Origin of the sequence: Natronohydrobacter thiooxidans, from assembly GCF_001884735.1 — a bacterium.
Classification (GTDB): Bacteria; Pseudomonadota; Alphaproteobacteria; order Rhodobacterales; family Rhodobacteraceae; genus Roseinatronobacter; species Roseinatronobacter thiooxidans_A.
In genome coordinates this window covers 278,463-290,521 of the sequence record NZ_MJAP01000003.1, presented here as the reverse complement: position 1 = coordinate 290,521, position 12,059 = coordinate 278,463, and the positions used below count along the sequence as shown (strand labels likewise).

Below are 12,059 nucleotides of genomic sequence, written 5' to 3'. Positions count from 1 at the left end.
GCTAACTCTTCGCCGCCAGCCGCAGTTCCAGTCGTCTCAACGCAAGGATGACCCGATTGGCCTGCATATGGGGCACCAGCGCAAGTTTCATTTGCGTGGCAAGGATCATCAGCGTTGCCGCCGAGATCCCCCATTTGATCGCGGATAACTCTTCCGTCGCGGTGAAAAAATGCCATCCGGCCCAGATCGCGATCAGAAACATCACGGTCTGCACGACCATAAGCACCCATGTCACCCAGCCCTGCGGGCCGCGCAATGTGGAAAAGACCAGCGAGAAGAAGCCCGGTTCACGCGCGTCTTCCGGCAAACCGAGATCCTCTTCTGCAAGTGCCTCGGCGATTCGGCGGTCAAATTCGTCCATGATCCTCTCCTGTCATCAAGACCCGCAAACGGCTGCGGGCGTGCATAAGCCGGGTCTTCACGGTTCCCGGCGGAATGGCGAGCGCAGTGGCGACTTCGGCCACTGTGAGCCCCTCCAGATAGAACAGTGCCAATACCGCCCGCTGCCCGGCGGGCAGTTCGGCAATGGCGGCGCGCAGATCCGGCGGGTCGGCACCGGGCGCATCAGCGGCGCGGCTAAGCTCCTTCGCGGTCTCGCGCGCCCGGACGCGGCGGGCCACTTCGCGCGCGGCGGCACGGGTCACGATGGCCAGTGCCCAGGGCAGGAACGCCCTGTCGTCGCGCAGGGCAGGCAGGCTGCCTGTGATCGCCGCCCAGGCCTCCTGCACCAGATCGCGCGCAGTGTCAGCATCATCCGCCAGCCGCCTTGCATGCGCGAAGAGGCGCGGGCCAGCCAGTTCGACCAGCGCGCGGAAGTCCCGCGACCGGCCCATGCGCGCCCCGGCGACATGCAGTGCCAGCAGCGCGCGCAGTTTCTCGCCCTGATCCATCCTCGTCACCTTTCACCCCTCAGGTGCGTCTCAGGCGACAAAAGGTTCAGTCCTGAGAAAAAGAATTCGGAACCTGTCCCCCAATTCGTCCAGAACTGGCCCCGGGCAAGCGGCCCCCCATACGTGGTTTAACCCGGCGCTGCGCAAGCCACCGAGAGAGATCACCGGCTCGAAGATGGTGGCGCAACTGCGAAAAGCCGTGCCATGGCGCGAGCTGCGGGAATGTCGCTCATGGCGTCTTCCCGCCCCCGCGCTCTTTCCGGCGCGAAAGCCCGCCTTGCCGTCCCCATATGCGGTCTATCCGACAACCGGGCGCGCTGCGCGCCCCGTAAGGTGCGTGCTCCCGCACGCACCCTACCCACGCCCAGCCAGCGCCTTCTCCAGATCCCCGTATCCCGTGAACCGCCGCTCATACCCCAACCCCAGCCGCGCCGCGCAGTCGCGCGCTTTCGCATCCAGCGCCGGATCCTCGGTCTGCGCCTGATAGATCAGCTTGGTGTAATTGCCGAACATCATCGGGATCAGCTCGGGATGGCGGTCAAACCCCATCGGTTTCCAGACAAAGGCATCAAACTGCCGCACCAGAAAATCCGTCAGATAAAACGCCGTGATCTCATCCTCGGCCTTTTCGGCAAAGGCCTCCACGCCTTCAAAAAACGCATAGCAATGCGGCCCCGCGACCATCTCGACACCCAAATCCGCGCAGCGCGCCTGCAACAGCCCGCCCGTGCCGCAATCAGCATAGACCACGAAAATCTCCGTGTAGCGGTCACGATGCGCCCGCACTGCCTTTTCCACCGCATCGGGGATCCGCTCGGGCCAGAGATGCAGATTGGCGGGCAGGCACATCAGATCCATATGATCCCAGCCATTCGCCGCCTTCAGCGCCAGGATCTCCCGCGCCAGGGCCCCGCAGGCCAGCAAAAGGATCGAGCCGCGCCCCGAAGGCGCCAGCCCCGCCTGCGTCAGCACCGTGTCATCTGCCTGCATCCGCCTTCTCCCGCGCCTTGGCCGCGTTCCAGAATGCATCCATCTCCGCCAGAGTGCTGTCCTCGGGGCGACGGTTCTCATCCGCCAGCGCCGCCTCGATGGCGCGGAACCGCCGGGTGAATTTGGCATTGGCCGCGCGCAGCGCCGCTTCCGGGTCAATCTCCAGATGCCGCGCCAGATTGGCCATCACGAACAAGAGATCCCCGAATTCCTCTTCCTGCTCCGCCGCGCCCATCTTGTCGCGCGCCTCCACCAATTCGCGCGCCTCCTCGATGATCTTGTCGAGCACCTGCGCGGTATCAGGCCAGTCAAACCCCACCCGCGCCGCGCGTTTCTGCAGCTTCACCGCCCGCATCAGCGCAGGCAGCCCCAGCGCCACATCATCAAGCACCCCGCCGCGCCCCTGCGCCGCGCGCTCCTGCGCCTTCACCCGCTCCCAATCCGCCACCTGATCCTCGGCACTCTTGTCGCGGCTCTCATCGCCAAAGACATGCGGATGCCGCGCCAGCATCTTGTCGCTGATCCTGCGCGTCAGGCTCTCAAAGCTGAAATGCCCGGCCTCTTCGGCGATCTGCGCATGATAGACCACCTGCAACAGCAGATCCCCCAATTCCCCTTCCAGCGCGGGCCAGTCGCGCTGCGCAATCGCATCCTCGACCTCATAGGCTTCCTCGATCGTATAGGGCGCGATCGAGGCGAAATCCTGCGCGATATCCCAGGGGCAGCCGGTGTCAGGATCGCGCAGCGCTGCCATGATCGCGCGCAGCCGCGCGACAGAGCCATCGGGGGCAAAGATCAGAGGGTCATGTTCCATGAAAACCGGCACCTTGAACAGAGACATCCGGCCCCGTTCTACAGCGCTGCCCGCCCCTGTCCAGCCCTCAGCCCGAAAACCGCTACCGCGCCCATCGCCAGAAGTGCGGCCCCCGCGACCCCCAGCACCAGGAGACTGCCGCCCAGATTGGCCACCAGCACCCCCAGCAGTGCCCAGATCACCGCCAGCGCATATTCCGGCGCATGGGGCAGGGTGAGCGCCACAGAAAGCGCGATCATCACCCCGCCCGCCAGCGCCACCACCGCTGCCCATTCCGGCGTGAACACCCCATAGCCGCCCAGCTGCACCCCGATCGACACGGCCGACGCCGCCGTCAGCCAGCCCGCATAGAGCGCGACCGGCGCCTGCAACAGCCAACGGTCCCGGCGCGGTGCTGCAAACAGCGCCCAGAGCGCGCATCCGGTCATCCACAGGATCAGCGCCGTGGCGGCGGGCGGGTTGACCCCGGCCAGCCACAGCCAGAAAGCACCCGGACCAAGGCTCAGAACCAGCGGCACTTGCACCCGCGCCCAGGCCCGGTCCCCGCGCCGCCCCATCACCCCCGCCAGCGCGCTCACCCCCAGCCACAGATAGATCAGCCCCCAGATGCCAAAGGCATAGCCCGCAGGCTGCACCGGCGGATCGACCTGCGGCACCGGAAAGCGTGCCGGGTCAAAGCCCGAAAACGGGTCGGTGAGAAAGGGCGAGATCAGAAACCCCGCCGTCGCAATCAGGGTCAGAAAAGGCAAAATCCGTATCATGGCAGATCAACCCGGCAACCGGCTTTCAGGTTCCGACAGGCGCGTCGCGCAGAGAAGAACCTACCATAGCCACAGGGCCCGCCCGCGCGCAAGCGCGGGCAGCGCCCGCGAATGGCATGGGCAGGGTGGGTGGGCCGTGAGCGGGCGCTTCTGACCCCGCAGGCCCAGCCCCCCAGCCAAAGCAAAGCGCCGCCCCCAAAGGAGCGGCGCCAGGCTCTCAGCACAGAGGCGGGTCAGCGCGTCTCGATCTCGGCATAGTCGCGGCGCGGCGCCCCGATATAGCGCTGGCGCGGACGCCCGATCTTCTGCTCGGGATCGCCGATCATCTCTTTCCACTGGCTGATCCAGCCCACCGTGCGCGACAGCGCGAAAATCGGCGTGAACATCGAGGTCGGGAAGCCCATCGCCTCCAGAATGATGCCGGAATAGAAATCCACATTCGGATAGAGCTTTTTCTGGATGAAATATTCATCCTCCAGCGCGATGCGCTCCAGCTCCTTGGCGATCTTCAGCGTCTCGTTATCCTCGATCCCCAGCAGCCCCAGAACCTCATCGGCGGATTGCTTCATCACCTTCGCGCGCGGGTCGAAATTCTTGTAGACCCGGTGGCCGAAGCCCATCAGCTTGAACGGATCATCCTTGTCCTTGGCGCGTTTGATATATTCGGGGATACGATCCACCGTCCCGATTTCCTGCAGCATCTCCAGACAGGCCTGATTCGCCCCGCCATGCGCCGGACCCCAGAGACAGGCAATGCCAGCGGCAATACAGGCAAAGGGATTGGCCCCCGAAGAGCCCGCCAGCCGCACCGTCGAGGTCGAGGCATTCTGCTCGTGATCGGCATGCAGCATCATGATCCGGTCCATGGCGCGGCTCAGGATCGGATCGACCACATATTCCTCGGCCGGAACCGAGAAGCACATATTCAGGAAATTGCCCGCATAATCGAGGCTGTTCTTGGGATAGACGAAAGGCTGGCCGACCGAATATTTATAGGCCCAGGCCGCAATCGTCGGCATCTTGGCGATCATGCGGATCGCGGCGACCTCGCGCTGCCAGGGATCGTTGATATCGGTGCTGTCATGGTAAAAGGCCGACATCGCGCCGACCACACCGGTCATGATCGCCATCGGATGACTGTCACGCCGGAAGCCCCGGAAGAAATACTGCATCTGCTCATGCAGCATCGTGTGGCGCGTCACGCGCAGTTCGAAATCTTCCAGCGCCGAGGCCGAAGGCAGTTCTCCGTAAAGCAGCAGATAGCAGGTTTCCAGAAAATGCGATTTCTCGGCCAGTTGCTCGATCGGATAGCCGCGATACAGAAGTTCGCCCGCATCGCCATCAATGAAAGTGATGGTCGAAGAGCAGGAGGCCGTCGAAGTGAATCCAGGGTCATAGGTAAACACATCGGCCTGGGCATAGACCTTTCGGATATCCAGCACATCCGGCCCCACCGAGGGTTTCAGGATGGGCAGGTCCAATACCTTGTCCCCGATTGTCAGCTTCGCCGTTCCCGCACCATCCGCCATTGCACATCCTTTCCCAATAGCCCGCAAGCACAGCGCCTGTCGGGCAGATCCAGATCCGGGCAGGGCCTCAGCCCTCTCGGATCACCGCATCCTGCAACCGGCCAAGGGTTTCCTCCCGGCCAAGAAGAAGCATCATGTCAAACACGCTGGGGCTGGTCGTGCGTCCGGCAAGGGCAGCACGCAAAGGCTGCGCCAGCTTGCCAAGACCCAGACCATGCGCCTGCGCGATTTCCGAGACTACATCTTCCAGAAATTCTCGCTCCCAGCTAGCATTTTGCAGTCGCGGCGTCAATTCCCTCAGTATACCACGGGATACATTATCCAGCGCCGCCTGCGCTTTCTCATCCGGCACCACCGGGCGGTCGGTCAGGATGAAATGCGCCTTTTCAAGCAGTTGCCCGAAGCCGCGGGCCTTGTCCTTGACCAGCGGCATGGCCCGCAATAGCGCCGCGCGCCGGGTCTCACTCAAGGCATCTGCGCCGGTTGCGGCCAAATATCCCTCCAGTTCATGCAGCAGCGCAGCATCGTCGCCCGCGCTCATATGCTGGCCCGTCAGATGGTCCAGCTTCTTGAAATCCAGTCGCGCGGGCGATTTGCCAATGCCCGCAATGTCGAACCATTCTTTTGCCTGATCATCGGTAAAGAATTCATCATTTCCGTGACTCCAGCCCAGCCGCGCCAGATAATTGCGCATTGCCGCCGCCGGATAGCCCATGCGCTGATATTCCTCGACCCCCAAAGCCCCGTGACGCTTGGACAATTTCTTGCCGTCCGGCCCGTGGATCAGCGGAATATGCGCGAAAACCGGCAGATCCCAGCCCATCGCGCGATAGACCAGCATCTGCCGCGCGGCATTGTTCAGATGGTCATCCCCCCGGATCACATGCGTGACGCCCATGTCGTGATCATCCACCACCACCGCCAGCATATAGACGGGCGTCCCGTCCGAGCGCAGCACGATCATATCATCCAGCTGGTCATTGCGGATCCGCACATCGCCCTGCACCTGATCGCGGATGACCGTCTCACCCTCCTGCGGCGCCTTCACCCGAATCGCAAAGGGCGCATCCGGATGCGTCGCCGGATCCGCATCGCGCCAGGGCGAGCGGAACAGGGTCGAGCGCCCTTCTTCCCGCGCGGCCTCGCGAAACGCCTCGATCTCCTCTTGGGTCGCAAAACACTTATAGGCATGGCCCGAGGCCAGCATCTGATGCGCCACTTCGGCATGGCGCTCCGCCCGCGCCGCCTGACTCACCGGCTCGCCATCCCAATCCAGCCCCAGCCATGTCAGCCCCTTCAGGATCGCCTCACTGGCCTCGGGCGTCGAGCGCGCGCGGTCGGTATCCTCGATCCGCAGCAGAAACCTGCCGCCACGCCCCCGCGCATAAAGCCAGTTGAACAAGGCCGTCCGCGCACCCCCGATATGCAGATAGCCAGTGGGCGAAGGGGCGAAACGGGTGACGACAGGGGCAGACATGCGCGGATTAACCTTTTGGAAACCAGTTTTGGGCAGGGTGTTTTCCAGAGGGGTTCTAGGCAAGGAGAGGGGAGGAAACAAGGGTGCGCGCGCATGGCCTTTCCGCAGCGCAGCCCGGCCAGCTAGCGCATCCGGCGCTGCAGGCCATCGCCCGCCAGCGCGGGCGGCTGTTTCTCTATGTGCCGGTCTGCCTCGCCCTCGGCATCGGCCTCTATTTCGCCCTGCCGCGCGAGCCCTCCCCGCCGGAATGGGCCGCGCTCGCGGCCCTCACCCTCGCGCTTGGCCTGCTCGCGCGCGCCCTGCCCACAGATCTGGCCCCGCTCGCCATGGCCGCCGTCCTCACCCTCGGCGGCCTTTTGATCGCGGGCCACCGCGCGCATCAGGTCGCGGCCCCGGTCATGAGCTACCGCTATTTCGGCGCAATCGAGGGCCGTATCGTGAAAATCGACCGCTCCGCCAGCGACGCCATGCGGCTCACTCTCGATCAGGTCGTGCTGGAACGCACGCCCCCCGCCCGCACCCCGCAGCATATACGCATCTCCCTGCACGGCGCGCAGAGCCATTTCCCGCCCGAACCCGGCCAGCGCGTGATGACCACAGGCCATCTCGGCCCGCCGCCCGCGCCGTCAGAACCCGGCGGCTTCGATTTCCGCCGCCTTGCATGGTTCGAACGCCTCGGCGCGGTCGGCTATAGCCGTATGCCCGTCCTGATCGCCGCGCCCCCCGACCCCTCGGGCCAGAGCCTGAACCGCCTTCGCATGCGCATCTCGGCGGCGGTGCAGGACCACCTTCCCGGCGATCGCGGCGGATTTGCCGCCGCCATCCTGACCGGCGACCGCTCCGGCATCTCGCAGGCCCGCACCGAGGATCTGCGCCGCGCCAATCTCGCGCATCTTCTGGCCATTTCGGGGCTGCATATGGGTCTGCTCACCGGCTTCGTCTTCGGCCTCCTGCGCCTGCTCATGGCGTTGGTCCCGCCCTTGGCCCTCCGCCTGCCGATCCGCAAATTCGCGGCCCTCGGCGCGCTCGGGGCAGGGGGGTTCTATCTCGCGCTCTCGGGCGGCAATGTCGCCACCGAACGCGCCTATATCATGGTCGCGGTCATGCTGGTGGCGGTGCTTCTCGACCGCCGCGCCATCTCGCTGCGCTCGGTCGCGATGGCCGCCACCCTGATCCTGATCCTGCGCCCCGAAGCGCTGGTACAGGCCGGGTTCCAGATGAGTTTCGCCGCCACCATCGCCCTTGTCGCCGTGTTCCGCTTCCTCAGCGACGAGCGCGCATGGCGCGACCGCCTGCCGCGCTGGGCGTGGCCCGTGGTCTCGGTGATCCTGTGTTCGGTGGTCGCGGGCATCGCCACCGCCCCCATCGCCGCCGCCAGCTTCAACCGCATCGCCGAATACGGGCTGATCGCGAACCTTCTCACCGTGCCGCTGATGGGGCTGGTGATCATGCCCGGTGCCGTGTTGGCGGCCCTCCTCGCCCCGTTCGGCCTCGAAGGGCTGGGGCTCGCGCTCATGTCCCCCGCCATCGGCTGGATCCTCAGCGTCGCCGCACAGGTGGGCGCGCTGGAAGGCGCGGTCATGCCCGTGGTCCAGCCCGAGCCATGGGTGATCCCGATCCTCAGCCTCGGCGCGCTCTGGCTGATCCTCTGGCAGGGCCGCGCGCGGCTCGCCGGGCTGCCGGTCATGGCGCTGGCGCTGCTGCTGTGGTCCCTGACCACCCGGCCCGCACTGCTGATCGCGCCCGAGGGCGAGGTGGTGGGTCTCATGACCCCCGAGGGTCGCGCCCTCAGCCGCGCCCGCGCGGGCAGTTTCGCGGCGGCAAGCTGGCTGCAGGCCGATGGCGACGCCGCCGATCAGGCGCAGGCCCATGCCCGCACAGGCGCCGATCCGCGCGCGCAGATCACCCATCTGCGCGGCGGCGGCTTTGATGTGCTGCATCTTTCGGGCAAACGCGCGCTGGCGGATCTGGACATGCTCTGCCTGCCGGGACGGATCATCGTCACGACAGAGATGCCCGAGGACAAACCCCGCGCCTGCACGCTGGTCACACCAGCGGATCTGCGCGCCACTGGCGCGCGCGCCTATGACATCAGGGCAGGGCAGGTGGTGATGCGCAATGTGGCGCAGTCCAGCGGCACCCGCCTCTGGACCGGACGCGCCGCGCCGTAGGGTGCGTGCTCAGCACGCACCCTACCCACCAAACGAAAAGCCCCCCGCGCAAAACACGGGGGGCCTTCGCACAAACTCAATGCAAACTCAGGCGTTGGCTTCGCGGATCTTCTCGGCCGCATCCTTGTCATAGGCCACGCCCTTGGCGTCAAACAACTGATCCAGCTCGCCCGAAAGCGTCATCTCGGTGATGATATCACAACCGCCGACAAATTCGCCCTTCACATAAAGCTGCGGGATTGTCGGCCAGTCCGAGAATTCCTTGATCCCCTGCCGGATCGCCTCATCGGCCAGCACATTCACATCGGCATAGTCCACGCCCATGAAATTCAGCACCCCCGCCACGCGGCTGGAAAAGCCACATTGCGGCATCGTCTTGGTGCCCTTCATATAAAGCACCACATCGTGCTTGCCGATAGTATCCTTGATCTGCTCTGCGGCGCTCATGCCAGTCTCTCCTGATTAATCCGGGGCCTTGGTGGTCAGGGCCAGCGCATGCAACTCGCCATGGCTGCCATCCATCTTGCCCTTCAGCGCGGCATAGACCGCGCGCTGCTGCTGCACGCGGTTCAGCCCGCGAAAACTCTCGTCGATCACTTCCGCCGCATAGTGATTGCCGTCACCCGCCAGATCGGTGATCGTGACGCGCGCATTCGGAAACCCCTCTTTCAGAAGCGTCTCCAGTTCCTCGACTGTAATGGCCATCGGTGCCTTTCCCGTGTTGCTGGATCCAAGGTAATCGCGGCGCAGGGGCAGATCAAGCGCCGCCAATCGCGCGAAGGTGGCCTCAGCCCTCCATCGCCCGGATCATATCGACCCGCGTGGCATGGCGCCCGCCCTCGAATTCCGCGTCCATAAAGGCATCGACCAGTTCCAGCGCCAGCCCGATCCCCAGCACCCGCGCCCCCAGCGCCAGCATATTCGCGTCATTATGCTGCCGAATCATCCGCGCCGAGAAGGTATCGCTGCAGACCCCGCAGCGGATCCCCGGCACTTTATTCGCGGCCATCATGATCCCCTGACCCGTGCCGCAAACCACGATCCCCAGATCGCATTCGCCTGCGGCCACCAGCTTCGCCGCCGCCGCCCCCTGCGCGGGATAGGGAATGCTCTCGGGCGTCTCCGGCCCCAGATCAACCACCACATCCCCGCGCGCGCCCAGATGCGCGGCTATCGCGCGGCGCAGTTCGATCGCCGCGTGATCCGAGGCAAGAGCAATCCGCCGGCTCATGCTGCACCCCCGAAAACCGCCCGCGCAAACGCCCCGCGATACTCAGCCGAGAGCTCCGCCAGCGCCGCGCTTTCCTGCCCGAAGCGCACGGTGTCGCCGCCGAACCGCCCCACGGTTTCCAGATGCACCCCCGCTTGCCCCGCCGCGACCATCAGCGCTTCCGCCTGATCGAAGCTGCAGGCGATCAGATACCGCGCCTGATCCTCGCCAAAGAGCGTCGCGATATCGCCCGCCTCCAGCGTGACCCCCAGACCCGCGCCTTCAGCCATCTCGAAAGCCGCCAGCGCCAGCCCGCCATCCGACAGATCAGACGCCGCCTTCACCAGCGCACGGTTCGCGCGCAGGAACTCCCCATGCCTGCGCTCGGCCTCCAGATCGACCGCAGGCGCATCGCCGCCCTCGATCCCGAAAGCCTCGGTCAGCAGCGCCGATTGCCCCAGATGCCCGGCAGTCGCGCCGATCACCAGCGCCAGATCGCCATCCTCGGGCAGCCCGGCAATGATCTCATCCACATGATCAATCAGCCCCACCGCGCCAATCGTCGGTGTGGGCAGGATCGCGCGCCCATCCGTTTCATTGTAAAGCGAGACATTCCCCGACACGATCGGCATATCGAGGGCCGCACAGGCCGCGCCAATCCCCTTGATCGCCCCCACGAACTGCCCCATGACCTCGGGCTTTTCGGGATTGCCGAAATTCAGGTTATCCGTGCTCGCCAAGGGCCGCGCGCCCACCGCACAGAGGTTGCGATAGGCTTCCGCCACCGCCTGCTTGCCACCCTCGAACGGGTTCGCCTTCACATAGCGCGGGGTCACATCGCTGGTAAACGCGAGCGCCTTCTCGCTCCCATGCACCCGCACGATGCCAGCCCCCAGCCCCGGCGTGCGCAGCGTATCGGCCATCACCTGACTGTCATATTGCTCCCAGACCCAGGCCTTATGCGCGTAAGAGGGCGCGCCGATCAGCGCCCGCAACCCGTCCAGCGCCGAAATCTCCGGCACCTCGCCCAGTTCCGCCGCCGCAGGCGTCTCAACCCAGGGCCGGTCATATTCCGGCGCACTCGACGACAGTTTCGACAAGGGCAAATCCGCCTTCACCGCATTGCCATGCAGGATCAGGAACCGGTCCTCGGGGATGGTCTCGCCCACAATCGCGAAATCCAGATCCCATTTCTCGAAAATCGCCCGCGCCACATCTTCCAGCGCCGGGTTCAGCACCATCAGCATCCGCTCTTGGCTTTCCGACAGCATCATCTCATAGGCGGTCATCCCCGCCTCGCGCTGCGGCACATCGTCAAGCTGCAGCTTGATCCCGAGCCCCCCCTTGTCGCCCATCTCGACCGCCGAACAGGTCAGCCCCGCAGCCCCCATATCCTGAATCGAGATCACCGCGCCGGATGCCATCAGCTCCAGACAGGCTTCCAGCAGACGCTTTTCCGTGAACGGATCGCCCACCTGCACCGTGGGGCGCTTCTCTTCAATCGTGTCATCGAATTCGGCGCTGGCCATGGTCGCCCCGCCGACGCCATCGCGCCCGGTCTTGGCGCCCAGATAGACCACCGGCATGCCCACGCCCGAGGCCGCCGAATAGAAAATCTTGTCCGCATCCGCCAGACCCGCGGCAAAGGCATTGACCAGACAATTGCCATTATAGGCCGCATGGAAGCGCACTTCACCGCCGACCGTCGGCACGCCAAAGGCATTGCCATAACCGCCGACGCCCTCGACCACGCCCTGCACCAGATGCGCCGTCTTGGGATGACCCGGCTCCCCGAAGGAAAGCGCATTCATCGCCGCAATCGGACGCGCCCCCATGGTGAACACATCGCGCAGAATGCCGCCCACCCCGGTCGCCGCGCCCTGATAGGGCTCGATATAGCTCGGGTGATTATGACTCTCCATCTTGAAGATCACCGCCTGCCCGTCGCCGATATCCACCACGCCCGCATTCTCGCCGGGGCCGCAGATCACCTGCGGGCCAGAGGTCGGCAGCGTGCGCAGCCATTTCTTCGAGGATTTATAGGAACAATGCTCGTTCCACATCGCCGAGAAAATGCCCAACTCGGTAAAAGTCGGCTCCCGCCCGATAATGTCGAGGATGCGCGCATATTCATCGGGCTTCAGCCCATGCGCGGCAATCAACTCTTCGGTGAGGACGGGATCTGTCATGGCGGGGCACCCTTTCACGCGGCTTTCT

At 65.0% G+C, this 12,059-nt stretch carries 12 protein-coding genes; 1 reads left to right on the top strand and 11 read right to left on the bottom strand.

The features are described 5' to 3' along the window. Position 1 precedes the first annotated feature (1 nt). From BG457_RS03955 to gltX, 7 genes are all read right to left on the bottom strand, one after another. Positions 2–361, bottom strand: coding sequence for a DUF6768 family protein (locus tag BG457_RS03955; protein ID WP_071795694.1), 360 nt, complete (start codon positions 359–361; stop codon positions 2–4). Continuing rightward, a complete protein-coding gene (locus BG457_RS03950) occupies positions 348–890 on the bottom strand; it encodes an RNA polymerase sigma factor (protein ID WP_071795693.1) in 543 nt (180 codons plus the stop codon). Before BG457_RS03950 ends, BG457_RS03955 begins: the two co-directional genes overlap by 14 nt. Before the next feature lie 354 nt (positions 891–1,244). Continuing rightward, a complete protein-coding gene (locus BG457_RS03945) occupies positions 1,245–1,880 on the bottom strand; it encodes a DUF1638 domain-containing protein (RefSeq protein ID WP_071795692.1) in 636 nt (211 codons plus the stop codon). Beyond that, positions 1,867–2,694: a nucleoside triphosphate pyrophosphohydrolase gene (mazG, locus tag BG457_RS03940; RefSeq protein ID WP_071796044.1), complete on the bottom strand. Its 828-nt coding sequence runs from the start codon at positions 2,692–2,694 to the stop codon at positions 1,867–1,869. The genes BG457_RS03945 and mazG overlap by 14 nt, the downstream gene beginning before the upstream one ends. A 38-nt stretch (positions 2,695–2,732) precedes the next feature. Continuing rightward, the gene (locus BG457_RS03935; RefSeq protein WP_071795691.1) at positions 2,733–3,455 is read right to left on the bottom strand and encodes a hypothetical protein; all 723 of its coding nucleotides are present in this window, start codon (positions 3,453–3,455) and stop codon (positions 2,733–2,735) included. Positions 3,456–3,688: 233 nt separating this feature from the next. Then, the gene (gltA, locus tag BG457_RS03930) at positions 3,689–4,984 is read right to left on the bottom strand and encodes a citrate synthase (RefSeq protein WP_071795690.1); all 1,296 of its coding nucleotides are present in this window, start codon (positions 4,982–4,984) and stop codon (positions 3,689–3,691) included. Positions 4,985–5,051: 67 nt separating this feature from the next. Continuing rightward, positions 5,052–6,461, bottom strand: a complete 1,410-nt coding sequence (gene gltX / locus BG457_RS03925; RefSeq protein WP_071795689.1) for a glutamate--tRNA ligase — start codon at positions 6,459–6,461, stop codon at positions 5,052–5,054. Between the two features lie 83 nt (positions 6,462–6,544). On the opposite strand from gltX, the gene BG457_RS03920 reads away from it, so the two are divergent. Beyond that, a complete protein-coding gene (locus tag BG457_RS03920; RefSeq protein WP_084657455.1) occupies positions 6,545–8,632 on the top strand; it encodes a ComEC/Rec2 family competence protein in 2,088 nt (695 codons plus the stop codon). 87 nt (positions 8,633–8,719) lie between these two features. Here BG457_RS03920 and grxD read toward each other — a convergent pair whose 3' ends face one another. From grxD to purL, 4 genes are all read right to left on the bottom strand, one after another. Next, on the bottom strand, positions 8,720–9,079 hold the full coding sequence (gene grxD / locus BG457_RS03915; protein WP_071795688.1) for a Grx4 family monothiol glutaredoxin: 360 nt from the start codon (positions 9,077–9,079) through the stop codon (positions 8,720–8,722). A 15-nt stretch (positions 9,080–9,094) separates the two neighbouring features. Continuing rightward, complete coding sequence (locus tag BG457_RS03910; protein WP_071796042.1) at positions 9,095–9,337, bottom strand: BolA/IbaG family iron-sulfur metabolism protein; 243 nt, start codon at positions 9,335–9,337, stop codon at positions 9,095–9,097. Positions 9,338–9,419: 82 nt separating this feature from the next. Beyond that, positions 9,420–9,863 carry a ribose 5-phosphate isomerase B gene (rpiB, locus tag BG457_RS03905; RefSeq protein WP_071795687.1) on the bottom strand — a complete coding sequence of 148 codons (444 nt, stop codon included), beginning with the start codon at positions 9,861–9,863 and terminating at the stop codon, positions 9,420–9,422. Then, on the bottom strand, positions 9,860–12,031 hold the full coding sequence (gene purL, locus BG457_RS03900; protein ID WP_071796041.1) for a phosphoribosylformylglycinamidine synthase subunit PurL: 2,172 nt from the start codon (positions 12,029–12,031) through the stop codon (positions 9,860–9,862). Before purL ends, rpiB begins: the two co-directional genes overlap by 4 nt. Positions 12,032–12,059: the final 28 nt, after the last annotated feature.